We start from the raw sequence: 20,141 nt of genomic DNA, 5'->3' as shown, positions 1-20,141 counted from the left end.
ATCCGTCGTTCCGGACAGGCCATCGGCCGCCCGGCGCCGCGACAGGCGCCAGGAGGTCACGCCATGTGGGTGAGCCGCCCGGCGAGCAGCGTCGCCGAGACGGCTGTGGCGCGCAGCTCCGGCTCCGCCGCCGTCAGCGGGTCGCGATCCACGACGGCCAGGTCGGCCGCGGCGCCCGGCGACAGCGCCGTGGCCGCCGCCGACCCGCCCTCGGTCGACGCCGCGAGGGCGATCGCGGCATCCACGGCCTGCTCGGGGCGCCACGCCGGCCGGCCGTCGCGAGTGCGGTGCACGGCGGCGGCCATCGCGGCCCAGGGGTCGAGGGGGGCCACGGGCGCGTCGGATCCGAACAGCAGGTTCGCATCGGCATCCGCCAATGCGCGCAGTGGATACGCGATCGCTGTCTGATCCGCCCAGATCGCGTCGGTCATGTCGCGATCGTCGATCGCGTGCTCCGGCTGCACACTCGCTCCGACGCCGAGCCGCGCGAAGCGTGGGACATCAGCGGCGGCGACCAGTTGCGCATGCTCGATCGTGCCGGTGGCTCCGGAGAGGGCGAACGCGTCGAGCGCGTGGGAGTTCGCGACGTCGCCGATCGCGTGCACCGCGCACGACAGCCCGCCGCCCGTCGCGCGCGTCATCAGCTCGACGAGCGCGTCGGGCGACACGGTGAGGATGCCGTGGTTGTGCGGGTCTCCGGGGTAGGCGTGCGAGCACGCCGCGGTGCGGGTGCCCAGTGATCCGTCGGTGATCACCTTGAGTGAGCCCACGCGGACGAGTCCCCGCTCATCGAGCGCGTCGCCGGTGCGCATCCCCTCGGTGAGGGCACGATCGAGCTGCGGGGGGTAGATGCCGAAACGGATGCGGGTGGTGTCGAACCCGGCAGCCGTGCGGCGACGCCATGCCTCGGCGTTCCATGCCATGTCGAAGTCGACGATGCCGACGACGCCGCGCGCGGCGGCGGCCTGCAGCGACGCCGCGACGAGCGTGTCGCCGACGGCCGGATCGGCGGCGTTGAGCCGCCGGGAGATCTCGAAGGCGGGCTCCTCCCGGAGCACCCCGGAGGCATCGACGGCGAAGCCCTCTCGACGCAGGGCCGCGGAGTTCAGCCACACGCTGTGCACGTCGGCGTTGATGAGGTAGGTCGGCACCTCGCCCGTCGCGGCGTCGAGGGTGACGATGTCCATCTCATCGGGCCACAGCGCGTCGCGGAACCCGGCACCGACCCGGCGTCCATCCGCGAGCACCGGAGCACGGCTCATCAGGGCAGCCGCCGCGGCCGCCGAGGGCGCGCCGTCGAGCGGCACGCGCTGGGCCGCCAGCGCCCACTGCACGGTGTGCACGTGGTGGTCCCAGAGCCCGGGGATCACCCACCCGCCGTCGGCGTCGAGCACGAGCCCACGGTGCGGCAGCGCGCCCGCCGGAGCGATGTCGACGATGCGGCCGGCAGCGAGATGGATGTCGACCGCGTCGTCGCCGAAAGGGTCGAGCCGGTCGGCTCCGGTGAGGCGCGCGTTCGCGATGACGTCGGGTGCCTCGCCGCGCTGCGGCCGACCGCTCACGACGCCACCCCGCCGGTCGATGGCCCACCGCGGGCGGCCCGGATCGCGTCGTGCGCACGCCGCATCTCCGCGGACAGGCGCGGGTCGGCGTACGGGCTCGCCCCGGCCTCCAGCTCGGCGATGATCGTGTCGACCACCTCGTCGGACTTGTTCTGGCTCAGCTTGCGCTTGGCGACGACCTTCGTCGGCGTGAGGCGGAATCCGACGGTGCCGCGTTCGAGCCGCCGCACATACTCCTCGTCGTTGGGCGCCTGCCACATCAGTCGCGGCTGCGGCAGGGCCGATTCGAACCGCGCGACGAGGCGGTCGAGGACCCGCAGGTTCTCCTCGGGCGAGAGGATTTCCGGGATGCCGCTGAGGTGCACCGACACGAAGTTCCAGGTGGGCACGCTCGGCACATCGCCGTACCAGCCGGGCGAGATGTAGCCGTGCGGACCCTGCACGATGACCAGCAGCTCCCGCTCCCCCAGCCCGTGGATCGCGTCGTCGGGCTTGCCGACGTGGCCGACGATCGTGAGGTCGTCCCGGTCCTCGTCCAGCAGCACGGCATAGTGCGACGCGACGAGACCGTCGGGGGTCTGGCTGACCAGCGTCATCCAGGGGTTGTCGTCGATGACGCGGCGGAGCTCCGCGGCATCCGTCATCGCGAAACTGGGATTCTGCCTCATCGCGGCCCCTTCCTCACTTCTGACACGACGGGCCTCACTTCTGCCACGACGGGCCTCACTTCTGACACGACGGGCACCAGTAGAGCTTGCGGGCGCCCATCTCCTCCAGCACGATCGCCGTGCCGCACACTCGGCACGGCAGTCCCGCGCGGTGGTAGACCCAGTGACGGTCGTCGCGGTGCGCCATGGCGCGGGCGTAGGCCTCGGGGTCGAGGTCGTCCATCGTCATCATCTGGCCGGTCTCGACACCGATCGCGAGGAGCCGCGTCCAATCGCGCCAGATCTCGCGGACGAGCTGCTCGGGCACGAGCTTGCCGGGCGTGTGCGGGTCGAGGAGGGCGCGGTACAGCAGCTCGGCCCGGTAGACGTTGCCGATGCCGCTCACGACCGTCTGATCCATCAGCAGCAGCCCGATCGGAGTGGGCTTGCGCCGTACGGTGGCGACGAACCGCTCCTCCCCCTCGGCGGGGTCGTCCACCAGGGGGTCGGGACCGAGCTTCGCGATCGTCGCCTGCACCTCCTCCGGGCTCTGCAGCTCGCAGGCCGTCGGCCCGCGCAGATCGGCGGACGTGACGTCGGTGAGCAGTCGCAGGCGCACCTGACCGACGACCGGGGGCGGCCACTCCGTCTCGTCGTCAGCGACGAGATCGCGCGTCTGCTCACTCATCCGCACCCGCCCGCGGGCGCGGCGCGGCGCGCCGATCGAGCTCAGCGAGTTCTCCCCCGCCGCGTCGAACACCGCCGCGTCGAACACGGGAGCATCGGATGCCGTGGCGAGATCCGTCCCGCGCTGATTGGTCTGCCCCATCCGCCCGTTGGCCGACGCGATCGTCGGGTCGACGAGGATCTCGCCGGCGAAGTCCCACGCGCCGTACATGCCGAGGTGCACGCGGAGCCACAGGTCGCCGTCGAATTCGAGGAACATCTGCTTGCCGACGGCGCGGACGCTCACCGCCTCGCGCCCCGAGATGAGCGCGGCGCCTTCGACGAAACGGCCCTGGGGACTGGATGCCGCGACCTGGCGGCCGACGTAGTTCCGGTCGAACTGCCGCGCGATGCGGTGGACGGAATGCCCCTCAGGCATCAGCGGAGGAGGGCATCAGCCGGCTTCGGGGTCCATCGCATCGGCGGACTCGCCGCCGAGGCTCTGCGCCGGTTCCTGAGCCTGCCCACGGGCGGCACGCGGGTCGGGCAGGAGAGTGCCGTCCGCCTCATAGGCGGCGAGCTGGGCGATGCGGCGCGCGTGACGCTCCTCACCGGAGAACGGCGTCTGGATGAACCGGTCGATGTACCCAATGGCCTCGGCGACGGTGTGCTGGCGCGCGCCGATCGCGATGACGTTGGCGTCGTTGTGCTCGCGGGCGAGTTCGGCCGTGGCGATGCTCCACACGAGCGCGGCCCGCACGCCGCGCACCTTGTTCGCGGCGATCTGCTCGCCGTTGCCCGAACCGCCGAACACGACGCCGAGGGTGGGGATGCCCGCCTGCTGGTCGCGGACGACGGCCTGCGCGGCGCGGATGCAGAACGCCGGGTAGTCGTCGAGCGGGTCGTACTCCAGTGGGCCGTGATCGATGACCTCGTGCCCCTGCTCGGCGAGGTGGTGCTGCAGCTGCGTCGAGAACTCGAGCCCCGCGTGATCGGTCGCGATGTGGATGCGCATGGCTCCCATCCTAGGGACGCCGGGCGGGCGCCGGACCTCGCGATATGATGGATCCATCATGCCATTCACTCACGCGCAGCGCCCGCTCTACGAGGTCAAGGCGAACCTGTTCAGGGGGCTCGCGCACCCGTTCCGCATCCGCCTCCTCGAACTGCTCGCCACCGCCGATGAGCGCAGCGTCGCCGAGCTCCAGCACGAGACCGGCCTGGAGGCCTCCCATCTGTCGCAGCACCTCTCGGTGCTCCGTCGCCACCGCCTCGTCGACTCCGAGCGCCGTGCCAGCCACGTCTATTACCGACTCGCCGATCCTCGCGTCGCCGATCTGCTCACGGCCGCCCGTGAGTTGCTGCTGGGTATCCTCGCCGCCGACGGCGAGCTGCTCACCGACGCGCGCGCCCTCCCGGCGCTGCCCGATCCTCCCCGCGGTTCGCGCGCGTGACCGCCACCGTTCCGCAGGCGATCAGCGGACCCGGCTGGCGCCGCATCGCCTCGTACCTCCGGGACCTCGCCCCGTCCCGCGCCGACTACGCCGGTGCGCGGCGCACGTGGCGGGGCGATCTGCTGGCGGGGCTGACGGTCGGGATCGTCGCCCTGCCACTCGCGCTCGGCTTCGGCGTCAGCTCGGGCGTCGGCGCCGAAGCTGGGCTCGTCACCGCGATCGTCGCGGGCGTGCTGGCCGCCGTGTTCGGCGGCTCGCCCGTGCAAGTGTCGGGTCCCACCGGGGCAATGGTCGTCGTCCTCGCCCCCATCGTCGCGACCCAGGGGGTCGGATCGGTCGCGGCGGTCACGCTCCTCGCCGGCGGCATCGTGCTCGTGGCCGGGATGCTGGGCCTCGGCCGCGCCGTGTCGTTCATCCCGTGGCCCGTCATCGAGGGGTTCACCCTCGGTATCGCCGTCATCATCTTCCTGCAGCAGATCCCGCAGCTGGTCGGTCACGCCGCCACCGGCCACAGCTCGAACGCCCTCATCGCCGCCGTGCAGGCGCTCGGCGAGGCCGATCCTGTCCTCCTCGCGTGGGGCGTCGGAGCGGCTCTGGTCGTGGCGGCATGCATGGTGCTGGCGCCGCGGCTGCACGCGGCGATTCCCGGCTCCTTGGTCGGGATCGTCGTCGTGACGCTCCTCGCGCTCGTCCTGCCGACGCCGCTGCCGCGCATCGGCGCGCTGCCGGCCGGCCTTCCCACCCCCGCCCTTCCCGCCGTCGACCCGGCGGCGCTGTCGGCGCTGATCCTGCCCGCCGTCACGGTCGCCGCTCTCGCCGCGATCGAGTCGCTGCTGTCGGCGCGGGTCGCCGCGGGCATGGCCGACACCGGCCCCTACGACCCCGACCGCGAACTCGTCGGTCAGGGCATCGCCTCCCTCGGCTCGGCCCTGTTCGGGGGCATGCCCGCCACCGGCGCGATCGCCCGCACCGCCGTCAACGTGCGCTCCGGCGGACGCTCGCGACTCGCCGCCATCGGTCACGCCGTCGTCCTGCTGGTCGTGGTGCTCGCGGCATCCGGCCCCGTCGCGACCATCCCTCTGGCGGCTCTCGCCGGCGTCCTCATGGTCACCGCCGTGCGGATGGTGCACGCCGGCACGGTCCGCGCGATCCTGCGCTCGACCCGGTCCGACGCGCTGGCCTTCGTGCTGACGGCGGTGATCACGGTGTCGTTCGACCTCATCGTCGCCGTCGTCATCGGCGTGATCCTCGCCGGCATCGTCGCGCTGCGGAGCCTGTCCCGCGCCTCTTCCGTGCACCGTGAGGCCATCGGCGGCGACGCGCAGTCCGGCGACGAGCGCATCGCCGTGCTCCGCTTCGACGGGCCGCTCTTCTTCGCGGCCGCGGACCGCGTCTTCGAGGAGGTCAGCGCCCTCGACGACGTATCGGTCGTGGTCCTGCGGATGAGTCAGCTCGAACTCGTCGACGCGACGGGGGCGCGGATGCTGGGGGACATCGTCCAGAGCTTGGAGCGGCGTGGCATCACGGTGCTGATCAAGGGCGTGCAGCCCCGTCACGAGGACCTGTTCCGCTCCGTCGGGGTGCTGGGGTCGCTCCGCCACCACAAGCATCTGTTCACCGACCTGCCCACGGCGATCGCCCACGCCCGCGACCACATCCGACGCGAGCGCGACGCCGCGACGACGTAGGCTTGACCAGTTGCCGTCGACGCCAGCAGCGTCGCCTTGCGGCATCCACCCCTCACCCACGGGAGCATGGCTGTGCCTGGAGAGAACCTCACCCGCACCGAGGCGCAGGAGCGCCGCGCGATCGTCGAGACCGAGTCGTACGACATCGCCCTCGATCTGACGAAGGGACCCGAGGTCTTCGGCTCCCGCGCCGTCATCCGGTTCCGCGCGACCGAAGGCGCCTCGACCTTCATCGACCTCATCGCCCGCGAAGTGCGGGAGATCACCCTCAACGGCCGCGCGATCGACCCCGCGACGGCGTTCGCCGACGCGCGCATCGCGCTGACCGACCTCGCTGCCGACAACGAGCTCGTCGTGGACGCCGACTGCCTGTACACGAACACCGGAGAGGGTCTGCACCGCTTCGTCGACCCGGTCGACGGCGAGGTCTACCTCTACTCGCAGTTCGAGGTCCCCGACTCACGGCGTGTCTTCGCGGTGTTCGAGCAGCCCGACCTCAAGGCCACCTTCCAGTTCACCGTGACCGCGCCCGCCGCGTGGCGGGTCATCTCCAACTCCCCCACCCCCGAGCCGATCGTCCGCGAGGGCGACGACAAGGCGACGTGGGCGTTCGAGCCGACTCCGCGCATCTCGTCCTACATCACCGCGATCGTCGCCGGGCCGTACGAGTCGGTCTTCAGCGAGCTGACGAGCGCGTCCGGGCGTGTCATTCCGCTGGGCGTATACGGCCGCAAGAGCCTGTGGCAGCACCTCGACGCCGACTACATCTTCGACAAGACCCGCGAGGGCTTCGCGTACTACGAGGAGAAGTTCGGGGTCCCGTATCCGTTCGCGAAGTACGACCAGCTCTTCGTCCCGGAGTTCAACGCGGGCGCCATGGAGAATGCCGGCGCGGTGACCTTCACCGAGACGTACGTGTTCCGGTCGAAGGTGACGGATGCCGTGAAGGAGCGCCGCGTCGTCACGATCCTCCACGAGCTCGCCCACATGTGGTTCGGCGACCTCGTCACGATGAAGTGGTGGAACGACCTCTGGCTGAACGAGTCGTTCGCCGAGTGGGCGTCGACGATCGCGACCGCGGAGGCCACCGAGTGGACCGAGGCGTGGACGACGTTCAACGCCATGGAGAAGACCTGGGCGTACCGTCAGGACCAGCTCCCCTCCACCCACCCCGTCGTGGCGACCATCAACGACCTCGAGGACGTGCAGGTCAACTTCGACGGCATCACGTACGCCAAGGGCGGCTCGGTGCTCAAGCAGCTGGCGGCGTGGGTCGGCATCGACGCGTTCTTCGCGGGCGTCGGGCAGTACTTCCAGAAGCACGCCTGGGGCAACACCGAACTCGTCGATCTGCTGACCGAGCTCGAGGCCACGAGCGGGCGCGACCTGTCCACCTGGTCGCGCAAGTGGCTCGAGACCGCCGGCGTCAACACTCTCGCGCCCGAGCTGCGCGTCGGCGACGACGGCGTGATCTCGCGCTTCGCGATCGTACAGACCGCGCCGGCCGACTATCCGACGATCCGACCGCACCGTCTCGGCGTCGGCTTCTACACGCTGCAGGGCGACGAGCTGCTGCGCACGCACCACATCGAGCTCGACGTCGACGGCGATCTCACCGAGGTGCCCGAGCTCGTTGGCCAGCGGCGCCCCGACCTGATCCTCCTCAACGACGACGACCTCGCCTACGCGAAGATCCGCCTCGACGACCGGTCGCTGCAGACGGCGATCGCGCACCTGGCGAAGATCAGCGACCCGCTGGCGCGCTCGCTCGTGTGGGGCGCGGCGTGGGACCAGACCCGGGATGCCGAGGCGTCGGCATCCGATTACATCGACCTCGTGCTGCGCAACATCGGCGCCGAGACCGAGTCGACGACGGTGCGGACGACCCTCGGCCAGCTCCAGCTGGCCGCGAACGCGTACGTCGCCCCGGAGCGTCGGGACGCGGCCCGCGTGCGCGTCGCGGACGGACTGTGGGAGCTCGCGCAGGCCGCGCCCGCCGGCAGTGACAGCCAGCTGCAGTTCGTGACCGCGTTCGCTGGCGCCGCCGCCACGCCGGCGCACTGGGAGCAGGTGCGCGCGCTCCGCGACGGCGACACGACGCTCGCCGGTCTCGACATCGACGCCGACCTGTCGTGGGCGCTGCTGGTGTCGCTGGCCGCCGGCGGCGTGGTCTCCACCGCCGACATCGACGCGGCGCTGGCCGCCGACAACACCGCGAAGGGCGGCGAGTTCGCCGCGCAGGCGAAGGCGGCCCTGCCCGACGTCGCCGCCAAGCGCGCGGCGTGGGCGTCGCTCGTGGACAGCGCGGACCTGCCGAACACGGTCGTGCGCTCCGCCGCAGCGGGCTTCACGCACCCCGCGGGGGTCGAAACGCTCGCCTCGTTCGTCGAGCCGTACTTCGAGATGCTGCTGCCGGTGTGGGACTCGCGGACCTATCAGATCGCCAACTACCTCATCACCGGGCTCTACCCCGCCGCGCTGGCCTCCGCCGAGCTGCGTGACGCGACGCGCGCGTGGCTGGCCGCCCACGCCGACGCCCCCGCGGCGCTGCGGCGACTGGTCCAGGAGAACCTCGCCGGTGTCGAGCGGGCCCTCGCGGTGCAGGAGCGCGACGCCGAGGACTGAGCACGCCGACCGACGCGGCGGCCTCCCCCTACGGGTGGAGGTCGCCGCGTCGTCGTCGGTACCTCCGATGGATGTGGCCGCGGCGCGTGTTCCGTACCGTCGAGGTCATGATCGTTGCAGAGAACCTCACGAAGCGATACGGCGAGAAGACCGCCGTCTCCGACGTCTCCTTCACCGTGCAGCCCGGCAAGGTGACCGGCTTCCTCGGGCCGAACGGCGCCGGCAAGTCGACCACCATGCGGATGATCGTCGGCCTCGATCGGCCCACATCCGGTCACGTCACGGTCGGCGGCGCGGATTACCGGAGCCTGCGGTCGCCGCTCACCGACCTCGGGATCCTGCTCGACGCGAAGGCCGTCCACACCGGGCGATCCGCTCGCAGCCACCTGCGCGCCATGGCCGCGACCCACGGCATCCCCCGTTCCCGCGTCGACGAGGTGCTGGAGATCACCGGTCTCACGCAGGTCGCCCGCCGCCGTGCCGGGAAGTTCTCGCTCGGCATGGGCCAGCGTCTCGGCATCGCCGCGGCGCTCCTCGGAGATCCCCACACGCTGATCCTCGACGAGCCCGTCAACGGGCTCGACCCCGAGGGCGTGCGCTGGGTGCGCCAGTTCGTCCGTGGGCAGGCGGCGCAGGGGCGCACCGTGCTGCTGTCGAGCCACCTGATGAGCGAGATGTCGCTCACCGCCGACCACGTCATCGTCCTCGGTCGCGGCCGGGTGCTCGCCGATGCGCCCATCGACGAGCTGGTCCGGGGGTGGACGCGCACCACCGTGACCGTGCGCACGCCGCGCGCCGACGAGCTCACCCGGCTCGTGGCCGGCCCCGACGTCACGATCGAGGCGGCAGAGGCCGGTGCGCTCCTGATCACCGGTGTGGATGCCGCCGTCATCGGCGACACCGCCGCCGCCCACGGCATTCCGCTGCACGAGCTCAGCCCCCGCGCCGGCTCGCTCGAGGACGCCTACCTCGCCCTCACCGAGACCGCCGTCGAGTACAAGACGAAGGACGCATGATGACCACCGCACTGAACGCCGACGCCACGCCGACCGCCCCCGGGCGCCCGCTGCGCGCGGACAGCCGCTCCGAGCACCTCAGCTTCGGCCGGGTGCTGCGCAGCGAACTGATCAAGTTGACGACGCTGCGCTCCACCTGGTGGTCGCTCGGCATCACGGCACTGCTCGCCGTGGGCATCTCCCTGATGATCGCCTCGGCGGTGGAGTCCTCTCGCGCGTCGGCCGCCGAGGTCGGTGCGACCTTCGACTACGCCGCCGTCACGGCGATCGTCGCGCCCATGCAGTTCACGATGCTCGTCGCCGGGATCTTCGGCGCGATGGCCATCACCGGCGAGTACTCCACCGGCATGATCCGCTCTACCCTGACGGCCGAGCCGCGTCGCGGCACCGTGCTCATCGCGAAGGCCGTCACCGTCGCGGCGCTCCTGATCGCGACGACCGTGGTGAGCTCCCTGGTCGCGATCCTCGTGACCGCGCCGATCTTCGGCGACAGCGGCATCGACTGGTCCGACCCGGCCGGCTCGACCATCCCGCTGCTGTACAGCCTGCTCGCGATGGCGAGCTTCGGCCTGCTGGGCCTCGGCTTCGGGTTCATCGTGCGCAACGGCGCCGGTGCCATCGCCGCCACCGTCGGTGTGCTGTTCGTCCTCCCGATCGTCACGAACATGTTCGTCATGGGAGGCGAGGCCTGGCAGTGGGTCGTCGACCTCGGGAAGTACCTGCCGATGTCGGCGGCTCAGGTGCTGACGACCCCCGGCTCGGAAGACATCGGGACCGCGATCGTGTCCCTCCTGGCGTGGCCGGTCGCCGCGCTCGTGGGAGGCTGGCTGATCCTGCGCACCCGCGACGCCTAGGCTTCAGGCGTGCCCGATCGCCGCAGCCGCAGCGTCGACGTCCCTCGCGACGTCGACCTGCGGCTGCCGCGTGCTCCGGGCGTGATCCGGCGGTTCTGGGCACGGCATCCCCTCTTCGCCGACATCCTCATCGCCCTCGTGACCCTCACACTGTCGGTCGGGCCGGCGACTGGTGGCCTCCCGCCCGGACAGGGCGGTTCGGCGACGGCGCTGCCTTCGGGAGTCGTGCTGGTCGCCGCGGTGACCGCGTCGGCCGCGCTGCTGCTGCGCCGCCGCTTCCCCGTTGCGGTCGCGGCCGTGGCGACCGCCGCCTCAGCCGGCATGATGCTCGCCCCTTCGCCCGGGTCGGCGCCCCTGCTGATGGTCGCGCTGTACGCCGTCCCGGTCTACCGCGGCACGCGCGTGGCGTGGATCTGCTGGGCCGGTGCCGGAGCAGTCCTCATCGCGCTCGCGAGCGCCGGCGTCCTGCTCGGTGGGGCGTCGCCTGCGGATCTGTCGAACATCGTCATCACGAGCCTCGGCTCTTCGCTGATCGGGGTGCTCGTCGGCATCAACGTGGGCAATCGCAAGCGGTATGTCGAGGCCATCATCGACCGCTCACGGCAGCTGCTGGTCGAGCGCGATCAGCAGGCGCAGCTGGCCGCCGCGGCCGAACGTGCCCGCATCGCGCGGGAGATGCACGACATCGTCTCGCACTCCCTGACGGTGGTCGTGGCCCTGGCCGAGGGCGCGACAGCGACCGACGATCCGGAGCGGGCACGGCGCGCGACCGCGCAGATCAGCGACACCGCACGCGACGCGCTGCGTGAGATGCGCGCGATGCTCGGCGTGCTCCGCGACGGCGCGCCCGATGCGCCGCTGGCCGCCGTCGACGACGATCCCGTCGCCGCCCCGGTGGCCGCTGCCCGCCGCGCCGGATTCCCGGTCACCGTCCAGCTGGCCGGCGCCTATCCGGAGTCGGCCGCGGTGCGACGCGCCCTGGCCCGCATCGTCCAGGAGAGCCTCACCAACGCGATGCGTCACGCCCCGCACACCACCGGCATCGACGTCGTCATCGCGACGACCGCGTCGGAGACGACGGTCACCGTGAGCAACGACGGCGTCACCGGTGCGCCGAACGCGGGCGGCCACGGCATCCAGGGTCTGCGGGAACGGGCGGACCATGTCGGCGGCACCCTCGAGGCCGGACCGGCGGAGCGGGGCCGGTGGCGCGTGCACGCCCGTCTGCCGCAGGAGCCGCAGCCACCCTCGACCCCGGAGGACGAATGACCGCTCCCATCCGCGTGCTGCTCGTCGACGACCAGGAGCTCATTCGTGTCGGCTTCCGGCTCGTCCTGGACGCCGAAGCAGACATCGACGTCGTCGGCGAAGCCGGCGACGGGGAGGCCGCGGTCGACGCCGTCCGTCGCACCCGCCCCGATGTCGTGCTCATGGACGTGCGCATGCCCCGCACCGACGGCATCGCCGCGACCGCCCGCATCGTCGCGGAGATGCCGACCACCCGCGTCCTCGTCCTGACGACCTTCGACCTCGACGAGTACGCGTTCGGTGCGCTGGATGCCGGTGCCAGCGGGTTCCTCTTGAAGGACGCCCGCCGGGACGAACTCACGGCGGCGGTGCGGGCGATCCACCGCGGCGACGCCGTGCTCTCGCCGCGGGTGACGCGGGAGCTCATCTCGCGCGCCTCACGGCTGGCGCCGGCGGATTCGGCGTCGCGCCTCGTCGCGAGCCTCACCGAGCGCGAGCGCGATGTGTTCCTCGCGATGGGTCGGGGCCTCACGAACGCCGAGATCGCGGCCTCCCTGTTCCTCGGCGAATCGACCGTGAAGACGCACGTCGGACGCATCCTCGCCAAGCTCGGCGCGCGAGACCGCGTGCACGCGGTGATCCTCGCGCACCGCAGCGGCCTGGTCGGCCCCGCCGACCCGCTGCCGTGACCCGCCGCGCCTCACGGCGGGCGTACGGCCGTCGTCGGTAGGATCGAGAGGATGAGCATCGTCCCCCTCGATACGACGCCGCCCGCGCAGTGGTCCTGGGGCTGGTGGCTCGACATCCTGCAAGCGGTGGGGTTCAAGCTCCTTGCGATCGTCGCCATCATCCTCGGCGCCTACGTGCTGTCGCGCCTGCTGCGCCTGCTGATCCGCCGCGTCGTGAACCGCATCGTGTCGGGCGCCAAGAGCAAGGCGAACGTCGACGACACGCAGGCCCTCGAGCGCTCCCCCCTCGCGGCCATGCGACTCGTGCAGCGCACGCGCACGCTCGGCACGATCCTGCAGAACATCGTCAACGTCGCGATCGCGATCGTCGCGATCCTCATGACCGTCAACGTCATCGATCAGAGTGTGCTCGGTTCGTTCGCCCTGCTGTCTGCGGCGATCGGCGCAGGCCTCGGCTTCGGCGCGCAGAACATCGTGAAGGACGTGCTCAACGGCATCTTCATCGTCGCCGAGGACCAGGTCGGCATCGGCGACGTCGTGGACCTCGGGCTCGCGACCGGCATCGTCGAGTACGTGAGCGTCCGGATCACCCACGTCCGCGACGTCAACGGCACTCTCTGGTACGTCCGCAATGGCGAGATCACCCGCATCGGGAACATGTCGCAGGGCTGGTCGCGCGTCATCATCGACCTGGCGCTGCCCGTCGACGTCGACATCGATCAGGTCGAGAAGACCATGCTGACGACCGCCAAGTCGCTCACGAAAGACCCGAAGTGGCGCACGCGGATCATCGAGCAGCCCGAGATCTGGGGCCTCGAGTCGATCACCGGCGATGCTCTCGTCATCCGTCTCGTCATCAAGACCCGCGCCAACGCGAAGGACGACGTCGCGAGGGAACTGCGGATGCGGCTGAAGCACGCCATGGACGAGCTGGGTGTGACGCTGCCGTCGATGAACACCGTCATGCTGGCGGGTCTGGAGGGCGCCCAGCGCGTGCGCGGCGCCAACCCGCCCCGCACGAGGCCCACACCGGTCACGCCGACCGCGGCCGGCGACGGCAAGGGCGTCTGGAAGCCGCGCAAGAGCGCGACGAAGCGGCCCGCGCCTGCGGCTGAGCCGACCCCGGCGACCGAGTCGACGTCGCAGACCGAACCGACGTCCCCGACCGAGGAGAAGCCCTCATGAGCGAGCCGATGTCGTTCTACGACGAGATCGGCGGGCACGACACGTTCGTGCGCCTCGTCGACACGTTCTATCGCGGGGTCGCCGCCGACGAGGTGCTGCGCCCGATGTACCCGGAGGCCGATCTGGCGCCCGCCGCGGAGCGGCTCACGCTGTTCCTGGAGCAGTACTGGGGCGGACCGACGACCTACAGCCAGCGCCGGGGTCATCCTCGCCTGCGCATGCGACACGCGGGGTTCCACGTCAACCCCGACGCGCGCGACCGGTGGCTCGCGCACATGCGCACCGCAGTCGACGAACTCGCCCTGCCGCCGCTGCACGAAGCGACACTGTGGGACTACCTGCAGCGGGCCGCCTTCGCGATGGTCAACACCTTCGAGCCCAGCTCGTCGGCCGGCGGCATCGGCCCCGCCCGGCCGGCGTCGGCCGCCGAGCTTCCGCTGCATCCCGAGATCCCCCCGACGACGCCGTCGTCCTGACCCCGCCGCATCCCTCGACGAAGGAGTCGACATGACCACAGCATCCCCCCACGCCGCCGATGTCCTCGTGATCGGGTGGGGATTGGCGGGGCTTGTCGCCGCCACCGAAGCCGCCGCCGCAGGCAAGAACGTCATCATCGTGGACCAGGAGCCCCGCACCAACCTCGGGGGCCAGGCGTTCTGGTCCTTCGGCGGACTCTTCTTCGTCGACTCCCCCGAGCAGCGGCGGATGGGGATCTCCGACTCCCTCGACCTCGCCCGGCAGGACTGGTTCGCCACCGCCGGCTTCGACCGCGAAGAGGATCATTGGCCCCGGCAATGGGCAGAGGCATACCTGCAGTTCGCCGCCGGCGAGAAGCGCGCCTGGCTGCGGGAGAAGGGAGTGGGCTTCTTCCCCGTCGTCGGCTGGGCGGAGCGCGGCGGCTACACCGCGACCGGCCCGGGCAACTCCGTTCCCCGGTTCCACATCACTTGGGGTACCGGCCCGGGGCTCGTCGCGCCCTTCCAGGCCGCCGTGGAGAGCGCCGAGGCCCAGGGCCGCATCACGGTGCTCCCCCGGCACCGCGTCACGGCACTCACGAGCACAGCCGGCATCGTGACCGGGGCCGTCGGCGAGGTCCTCGCACCCTCCGGCGCTGCGCGCGGCGTGCTGAGCTCGCGCGAGGTGGTGGGCGAGTTCGAGATCACGGCCGCGGCGACCGTGATCTCCTCCGGCGGCATCGGCGGCAACCACGATCTCGTGCGGGCGCAGTGGCCGGCGAACCTCGGCACGCCCCCGACGACGATGATCTCCGGCGTGCCCGCCTACGTCGACGGGTCGATGCAGCCGGTCGCGCAGCGCGCCGGTGCGCGCGTCATCAACGGCGACCGGATGTGGCACTACGTCGAGGGGATCCAGAACTGGAATCCGGTCTGGCCCAATCACGGCATCCGGATCCTGCCGGGACCGTCCTCGATCTGGTTGGACGCGACGGGCGCGCGGCTGCCCGTGCCGCTCTTCCCTGGCTTCGACACGCTCGGTACCCTCGCCCACCTCCGGACGACCGGGCACGACCACTCCTGGTTCGTGCTGTCGCAGAAGATCGTCGAGAAGGAGTTCACTCTCTCGGGCAGCGAGCAGAACCCCGACCTCACCGACAAGGACGTCCGGCTGCTGCTGCGCTCCCGGCTCGGCAAAGGGGCCGCCGGGCCCGTGCAGGCCTTCCTCGACCACGGCGCGGACTTCGTCGTCCGCCGAACCCTCGACGAGCTCATCGCCGGCATGCGGGCCCTCCCCGGCGGCGAGGCGCTGGATGCCGACACGGTGCGCCGCGAGGTGGAGGCGCGCGACCGGGAGATGGCGAACGACTTCACCAAGGACGCCCAGATCGCGATGCTGCGGTCGGCGCGCGCCTACCGCGGTGACAAGCTGATCCGCACCGCGACACCTCATCGCATCCTCGACCCCGAGAACGGCCCGCTCATCGCCGTCAAGCTGCACGTGCTGACCCGCAAGTCGCTCGGTGGGATCGAGACCGATCTGTCCGGGCGCGCGCTGGGTGCGGACGGCGCTCCCGTGCCAGGGCTGTACGCCGCTGGCGAGGCGTCCGGGTTCGGCGGCGGTGGCGTGCACGGCTACCGGGCACTGGAGGGGACGTTCGTGGGCGGATGCCTGTTCTCCGGCCGCACCGCCGGACGCGCTGCCGCGGCGGCGGTGTGACGTCCGGGTCAGGGTCGGGCGGTTCCCGTCGTCCGCACGGGGGTCAGACCCGCGCGCGTGGTGGAGCGCGACAGGACGTGACCGCGTGAGAGGCTGACCCGCATCCATGGCCCGGCCGTCCGGACCGCCGCCTGCTCGTCCCCGCCGATGAACCCCAGCGCGAACGCCGCGAACGCGACCCCGAGGGGCAGGCCGTCCAGAGCGTCGTCGGCGCTCCCCCAGATCTCCGCGCGGACGGCGCGGACGACATCCTCACCGGGGGCGTCGGGTACCGCCTCGGCCACGGCGGCGATGCCCCACTGCGCGCGCTGCGCGAGGAGGGATGCCGGGAGCTCGCCGACATCGGCCCAGCCCGCGCGCGGGGGTGAGATGCCTGTCCAGGGCGCCGATACCGCGGTGCCGGGCAGCACCACGGCGAGGGGGTCCGCATCGTCGACGGCGAGGGAGGCGGCATCCACCGCCAGGTCGCACTCGAGCTCGGGGTCGACGCGCACGGCGCGCATCCCGAGGACGGTCGGCGTGGTGTCGAGCAGCGTCTGGGGGGCCAGCGGCGCCGCGGTCAGCGCGAGTGTGCCGCGCTGCCCCTGCAACCGCACCGCGCCGTCACCCAGCCGGGCAGCCCGCCCTGCGAAGACGATGGCATCGGCGGCCGTGGGGGCGTCGGGGAACAGGAGGCGGGCGGACACCCGCTCTAAACTAGCAAGCGTCACGCGGTCGAGGACGGGAGTGCACGTGGGTGCGACATGGTGAACGGGCAGCATGACCCGGTGGGCATGATGCTGGAGGTCATCGATCTCGCCTCTTCGGGTGCGCGCACGACGGAGGACATCTTCACCGGGTCGTCGCATCCGATGCCGACCGGTCGCATCTTCGGCGGACAGGTCCTCGCTCAGGCGATCATCGCCGCCGACCGCACCACCGGCGATGAGCGGGTCCCGCACTCGATGCACGGATACTTCCTGCGGCCCGGCGACGCGTCGCAGGGCGTCACGCTGTCGGTGGACCGCATCCACGACGGGCGCTCCTTCTCGACCCGGCGCACGCAGGCGTTTCAGCACGGCGTGCCGATCTTCTCCATGATCTCGTCCTTCGAACACGAGGATCCCGGGCTGGACCACCAGCATCCGATCCCGAGGGGCGTCCTCTCCCCCGAGGAAGCGCAGCAGCGCACGGACGCGACCACCCTGCACCCGCTGTCCCAGCGGCTCGTCTCCGACAGCCCGATCGAACTCGTCCACGCCGACGGGGCGATCTACGATCGCGTGCCGGGGCCGCACGTGCCGCAGCAGCACGTGTGGATGCGGACGCGTCGCCCGATCGGCGACGACCCGGCCCTGCACCGCGCGGTGCTGGCCTACATGAGTGACCTCACCATCCAGGAGCCGGTGCTGCGTGCGCACGGCGTGCCGTGGTCGCTGAGGGGTCTGAAGGTCGCCAGTCTCGACCACGCCATGTGGTGGCACCGCCCCGCGCGGGTCGACGAGTGGCTGCTCTACGCCCAGCAGTCCCCGAGCGCTCGCGGCGGCCGCGGGCTCGCGACAGGGCGCATCTTCACGCGCGACGGCGAGCTCGTGGCCTCGGTCGCCCAGGAGATCATGGTGCGGGTGCCGGAGGCGTCCGCGGACGGCGGCGTCAGCGGCGGCTGAACGCCACGGGCACGCCGAGGTAGGGCGTCCACGCGTCGCGCATCCGCTGCGACAGACGGACCGGGCGGAAGGTCACCGCGTCCACCAGCACGACCGACGACGAGGCACGTGCGTACAGCACCTGCGGCGCGTCGCCGATCGGGCTGTACACCTCGTAGCAGACCTCCACGCTGGACCCGCCGAGCTTGCCGAACCACAGCTGCACGTCCAAGGGATCGCGTCGGTAGGGCACCGGCGCGAGGTATTCGATCTCCTGCCGGGCGATGAGCGTGAGCTCGCCGGCATCCGCACCCGCCTCGATCACGGCTGTGTCAGGAGCATCCTCACCGACGACGGGAAGCCAGAAGACGCGCACGCGCGCTTCTTCGAGGAGCTTCAGCATCGTCGCGTTGTTGACATGGTTGAACGCGTCGAGGTCGCCCCACCGGAGATGGATGGGGACGTGGATCCGTGAGGAGTCCACGGTGCTCAATCGCGGGTCAGCTTGCGGTGCGTCGAGCGGTGCGGGGTGGCCGCGTCGACGCCCAGGCGCTCGATCTTGTTCTGCTCGTACGCCTCGAAGTTGCCCTCGAACCAGTACCACTTGTCCGGCGCTTCGTCGGTGCCCTCGTAAGCGAGGATGTGCGTCGCGATGCGGTCCAGGAACCACCGGTCGTGGGTGATGACCACCGCGCAGCCGGGGAACTCGAGCAGCGCGTTCTCCAGCGAGCTCAGCGTCTCGACGTCGAGGTCGTTCGTCGGCTCGTCGAGGAGAAGCAGGTTGCCGCCCTCCTTGAGGGTCAACGCGAGGTTGAGGCGGTTGCGCTCACCACCGGAGAGCACGCCGGCCTTCTTCTGCTGGTCCGGACCCTTGAAGCCGAACTTCGAGACGTAGGCACGCGAAGGGATCTCGGTCTTGCCGACCGTGATGATGTCGAGGCCGTCGGAGACGACCTCCCACAGCGTCTTGTTCGGATCGATGTTGGCGCGGCTCTGGTCGACGTAGCTGATCTTGACCGTCTCGCCGACCTTCAGGTCGCCGCCGTCGAGCGGCTCGAGACCCACGATCGTCTTGAACAGTGTCGTCTTGCCCACGCCGTTGGGGCCGATGACGCCGACGATGCCGTTCGGCGGCAGGCTGAAGGTCAGGCCGTCGATGAGCGAACGGTCGCCGAAGCCCTTCTGCAGCTTCTTCGCCTCGATCACGACGTTGCCCAGGCGCGGACCGGCCGGGATCTGGATCTCCTCGAAATCGAGCTTCCGGGTGCGCTCGGCTTCTGCGGCCATCTCCTCGTAGCGGGCCAGGCGCGCCTTCGACTTCGTCTGGCGGCCCTTCGCCGAGGAACGCACCCACTCCAGCTCGTCCTTGAGGCGCTTGGCGAGCTTGGCGTCCTTCTTGCCCTGGATGTCGAGGCGCTCGGCCTTCTTCTCCAGGTAGGTCGAGTAGTTGCCCTCGTAGCCGATCAGGCGACCGCGGTCGACCTCGGCGATCCACTCCGCGACGTTGTCGAGGAAGTACCGGTCGTGGGTGATCGCGATGACCGCGCCCTTGTAGGACTGCAGGTGCTGCTCGAGCCAGAGAACGCTCTCGGCATCGAGGTGGTTGGTGGGCTCGTCGAGCAGCAGCAGATCGGGCTTCTGCAGCAGCAGCTTCGCGAGCGCCACGCGACGGCGCTCACCGCCGGAGAGCTTCGTGACCGGCTCGTCACCGGGTGGCGTGCGCAGCGCATCCATCGCCTGCTCGAGCTGCGAGTCGAGGTCCCAGCCGTCCGCGGCGTCGATCTCCTCCTGCAGCACGCCCATCTCGGCCAGCAGGGCGTCGAAGTCGGCGTCCGGGTCGGCCATGAGCGCCGAGATCTCGTTGAAGCGGTCGAGCTTCGCCTTGATCGCTACGCCCTCCTGGATGTTCTCCAGGACGGTCTTGGTCTCGTCGAGTTCGGGCTCCTGCATGAGGATGCCGACGGTGTAGCCGGGGGTCAGCTTCGCCTCGCCGTTGGAAGGGGTGTCCAGGCCCGCCATGATCTTCAGGATCGTCGACTTACCGGCACCGTTGGGGCCGACCATGCCGATCTTCGCCCCGGGCAGGAACGACATGGTGACGTCGTCGAGGATCAGCTTCTCGCCCACCGCTTTGCGGGCGCGGACCATGGAGTAGATGTATTCGGCCATAACGACCCAAGTCTACGCGGACGGTGGTGCGTCCCAGGCGCTCGTCACCAGTCGATGGGGCGTGTCTGACCGATCAGGCACGTGCCGCCGGGCACCTCGGGCAGCACCAGGGCCGTCGGTGCCGGGGTGGAGGGTCCGACCTGGCCCACAAGGCATTCGCCGTCCCACCGCACCGAGAACTGGATCGCGTCGGCGGGGTTGCCCACCGTCGTGAGGTCCTGCGTGACCTCCATGTCGGCCTTGTCGAAGCCCGCCGCCACCAGGGCGTCGATGTACGCCCGCCCCTGCACCGCCCGATCGGTCGCCGCGACCTGGTTCACGATCGCCGCGAAGAGCGGGAGGTTGTCCGCGGCGGTGCCGTCGGGCACCAGCACGGGTCCGGTGGGCGTCGGCGTCGCGGTGGGCGACGGCGAGCTCGGTGACGAGGATGCCGGTGGGGGCACCGGTCCCGGCGTGCAGCCGGCGAGGGCGATGGCCAGGATGGCGCCCGCCGCCGCGAGTCCCCAGCGCGGGCGGTGGTCGATACGTCGCACCCGTC

The 20,141-nt window shown here is 71.1% G+C and carries 19 protein-coding genes; 11 read left to right on the top strand and 8 right to left on the bottom strand.

All coding sequences use genetic code 11. The annotated features are described in order from the left end of the window. Positions 1 to 56: 56 nt before the first annotated feature. The 4 genes from JOD60_RS11300 to JOD60_RS11285 are packed head-to-tail and all read right to left on the bottom strand — an operon-like array spanning position 57 to position 3,890. On the bottom strand, positions 57 to 1,562 hold the full coding sequence (locus tag JOD60_RS11300; RefSeq protein ID WP_076690703.1) for an amidohydrolase: 1,506 nt from the start codon (positions 1,560 to 1,562) through the stop codon (positions 57 to 59). Continuing rightward, complete coding sequence (locus tag JOD60_RS11295) at positions 1,559 to 2,230, bottom strand: FMN-binding negative transcriptional regulator (RefSeq protein WP_076690702.1); 672 nt, start codon at positions 2,228 to 2,230, stop codon at positions 1,559 to 1,561. The genes JOD60_RS11300 and JOD60_RS11295 overlap by 4 nt, the downstream gene beginning before the upstream one ends. A gap of 55 nt (positions 2,231 to 2,285) precedes the next feature. Beyond that, entirely contained in the window at positions 2,286 to 3,314 is a 1,029-nt protein-coding gene (locus JOD60_RS11290; RefSeq protein ID WP_076690701.1) for an Fpg/Nei family DNA glycosylase, read from the bottom strand. 15 nt (positions 3,315 to 3,329) lie between these two features. Then, the gene (locus JOD60_RS11285; RefSeq protein WP_076690700.1) at positions 3,330 to 3,890 is read right to left on the bottom strand and encodes a ribose-5-phosphate isomerase; all 561 of its coding nucleotides are present in this window, start codon (positions 3,888 to 3,890) and stop codon (positions 3,330 to 3,332) included. Positions 3,891 to 3,948: 58 nt separating this feature from the next. On the opposite strand from JOD60_RS11285, the gene JOD60_RS11280 reads away from it, so the two are divergent. From JOD60_RS11280 to JOD60_RS11235, 10 genes are all read left to right on the top strand, one after another. Next, on the top strand, positions 3,949 to 4,329 hold the full coding sequence (locus tag JOD60_RS11280) for an ArsR/SmtB family transcription factor (protein WP_076690699.1): 381 nt from the start codon (positions 3,949 to 3,951) through the stop codon (positions 4,327 to 4,329). Further along, positions 4,326 to 6,017, top strand: a complete 1,692-nt coding sequence (locus JOD60_RS11275) for a SulP family inorganic anion transporter (protein WP_372431032.1) — start codon at positions 4,326 to 4,328, stop codon at positions 6,015 to 6,017. The genes JOD60_RS11280 and JOD60_RS11275 overlap by 4 nt, the downstream gene beginning before the upstream one ends. Before the next feature lie 72 nt (positions 6,018 to 6,089). Beyond that, on the top strand, positions 6,090 to 8,642 hold the full coding sequence (gene pepN, locus JOD60_RS11270; protein ID WP_076690698.1) for an aminopeptidase N: 2,553 nt from the start codon (positions 6,090 to 6,092) through the stop codon (positions 8,640 to 8,642). Between the two features lie 107 nt (positions 8,643 to 8,749). Continuing rightward, positions 8,750 to 9,658 carry an ABC transporter ATP-binding protein gene (locus JOD60_RS11265; RefSeq protein ID WP_076692189.1) on the top strand — a complete coding sequence of 303 codons (909 nt, stop codon included), beginning with the start codon at positions 8,750 to 8,752 and terminating at the stop codon, positions 9,656 to 9,658. Beyond that, positions 9,655 to 10,512, top strand: coding sequence for an ABC transporter permease subunit (locus JOD60_RS11260; RefSeq protein ID WP_232321601.1), 858 nt, complete (start codon positions 9,655 to 9,657; stop codon positions 10,510 to 10,512). Before JOD60_RS11265 ends, JOD60_RS11260 begins: the two co-directional genes overlap by 4 nt. A 9-nt stretch (positions 10,513 to 10,521) precedes the next feature. Further along, entirely contained in the window at positions 10,522 to 11,781 is a 1,260-nt protein-coding gene (locus tag JOD60_RS11255) for a sensor histidine kinase (protein WP_157127942.1), read from the top strand. After that, positions 11,778 to 12,449, top strand: a complete 672-nt coding sequence (locus JOD60_RS11250; protein WP_076690697.1) for a response regulator transcription factor — start codon at positions 11,778 to 11,780, stop codon at positions 12,447 to 12,449. The genes JOD60_RS11255 and JOD60_RS11250 overlap by 4 nt, the downstream gene beginning before the upstream one ends. 51 nt (positions 12,450 to 12,500) lie before the next feature. Continuing rightward, positions 12,501 to 13,634: a mechanosensitive ion channel family protein gene (locus JOD60_RS11245; RefSeq protein ID WP_076690696.1), complete on the top strand. Its 1,134-nt coding sequence runs from the start codon at positions 12,501 to 12,503 to the stop codon at positions 13,632 to 13,634. Continuing rightward, on the top strand, positions 13,631 to 14,110 hold the full coding sequence (locus tag JOD60_RS11240; protein WP_076690695.1) for a globin: 480 nt from the start codon (positions 13,631 to 13,633) through the stop codon (positions 14,108 to 14,110). Before JOD60_RS11245 ends, JOD60_RS11240 begins: the two co-directional genes overlap by 4 nt. A 31-nt stretch (positions 14,111 to 14,141) precedes the next feature. Further along, positions 14,142 to 15,809: an FAD-binding dehydrogenase gene (locus JOD60_RS11235; protein WP_076690694.1), complete on the top strand. Its 1,668-nt coding sequence runs from the start codon at positions 14,142 to 14,144 to the stop codon at positions 15,807 to 15,809. 8 nt (positions 15,810 to 15,817) lie between these two features. On the opposite strand, the gene JOD60_RS11230 is transcribed toward JOD60_RS11235, so the two are convergent. Further along, entirely contained in the window at positions 15,818 to 16,495 is a 678-nt protein-coding gene (locus JOD60_RS11230) for a DUF8185 domain-containing protein (RefSeq protein WP_076690693.1), read from the bottom strand. Positions 16,496 to 16,582: 87 nt separating this feature from the next. On the opposite strand from JOD60_RS11230, the gene JOD60_RS11225 reads away from it, so the two are divergent. Continuing rightward, positions 16,583 to 17,455 (top strand): acyl-CoA thioesterase, encoded by an 873-nt coding sequence (locus JOD60_RS11225; RefSeq protein ID WP_232321774.1) that lies wholly within the window; start codon positions 16,583 to 16,585, stop codon positions 17,453 to 17,455. Here the strand turns inward: JOD60_RS11225 and JOD60_RS11220 are convergent. Genes JOD60_RS11220 through JOD60_RS11210 form a run of 3 tightly spaced genes read right to left on the bottom strand, consistent with a single transcriptional unit; the run spans position 17,442 to position 20,136 of the window. Then, the gene (locus JOD60_RS11220) at positions 17,442 to 17,927 is read right to left on the bottom strand and encodes an acyl-CoA thioesterase (protein WP_372431028.1); all 486 of its coding nucleotides are present in this window, start codon (positions 17,925 to 17,927) and stop codon (positions 17,442 to 17,444) included. The genes JOD60_RS11225 and JOD60_RS11220 overlap by 14 nt on opposite strands. Next, positions 17,924 to 19,603 carry an energy-dependent translational throttle protein EttA gene (gene ettA / locus JOD60_RS11215; protein WP_076690690.1) on the bottom strand — a complete coding sequence of 560 codons (1,680 nt, stop codon included), beginning with the start codon at positions 19,601 to 19,603 and terminating at the stop codon, positions 17,924 to 17,926. Before ettA ends, JOD60_RS11220 begins: the two co-directional genes overlap by 4 nt. A gap of 44 nt (positions 19,604 to 19,647) precedes the next feature. Beyond that, positions 19,648 to 20,136: a DUF6993 domain-containing protein gene (locus tag JOD60_RS11210; RefSeq protein ID WP_076690689.1), complete on the bottom strand. Its 489-nt coding sequence runs from the start codon at positions 20,134 to 20,136 to the stop codon at positions 19,648 to 19,650. Between the last annotated feature and the right edge of the window lie 5 nt (positions 20,137 to 20,141).

It is taken from the genome of Microbacterium aurum, from assembly GCF_016907815.1.
Taxonomy (GTDB): Bacteria; Actinomycetota; Actinomycetes; order Actinomycetales; family Microbacteriaceae; genus Microbacterium; species Microbacterium aurum.
The sequence above is the reverse complement of the archived record's forward strand: the minus strand, read 5'-3'. Positions and strand labels throughout refer to the sequence as shown.

What these genes read in the sequence shown, in the direction of transcription:
- JOD60_RS11295 (WP_076690702.1), bottom strand. Translation starts at nt 2,230, where the DNA reads ATGAGGCAGAATCCCAGTTTCGCGATGACGGATGCCGCGGAGCTCCGC.
- JOD60_RS11290 (WP_076690701.1), bottom strand. Translation starts at nt 3,314, where the DNA reads ATGCCTGAGGGGCATTCCGTCCACCGCATCGCGCGGCAGTTCGACCGG.
- JOD60_RS11285 (WP_076690700.1), bottom strand. Translation starts at nt 3,890, where the DNA reads ATGCGCATCCACATCGCGACCGATCACGCGGGGCTCGAGTTCTCGACG.
- JOD60_RS11280 (WP_076690699.1), top strand. Translation starts at nt 3,949, where the DNA reads ATGCCATTCACTCACGCGCAGCGCCCGCTCTACGAGGTCAAGGCGAAC.
- JOD60_RS11265 (WP_076692189.1), top strand. Translation starts at nt 8,750, where the DNA reads ATGATCGTTGCAGAGAACCTCACGAAGCGATACGGCGAGAAGACCGCC.
- JOD60_RS11260 (WP_232321601.1), top strand. Translation starts at nt 9,655, where the DNA reads ATGATGACCACCGCACTGAACGCCGACGCCACGCCGACCGCCCCCGGG.
- JOD60_RS11250 (WP_076690697.1), top strand. Translation starts at nt 11,778, where the DNA reads ATGACCGCTCCCATCCGCGTGCTGCTCGTCGACGACCAGGAGCTCATT.
- JOD60_RS11245 (WP_076690696.1), top strand. Translation starts at nt 12,501, where the DNA reads ATGAGCATCGTCCCCCTCGATACGACGCCGCCCGCGCAGTGGTCCTGG.
- JOD60_RS11240 (WP_076690695.1), top strand. Translation starts at nt 13,631, where the DNA reads ATGAGCGAGCCGATGTCGTTCTACGACGAGATCGGCGGGCACGACACG.
- JOD60_RS11235 (WP_076690694.1), top strand. Translation starts at nt 14,142, where the DNA reads ATGACCACAGCATCCCCCCACGCCGCCGATGTCCTCGTGATCGGGTGG.
- JOD60_RS11225 (WP_232321774.1), top strand. Translation starts at nt 16,583, where the DNA reads ATGATGCTGGAGGTCATCGATCTCGCCTCTTCGGGTGCGCGCACGACG.
- ettA (WP_076690690.1), bottom strand. Translation starts at nt 19,603, where the DNA reads ATGGCCGAATACATCTACTCCATGGTCCGCGCCCGCAAAGCGGTGGGC.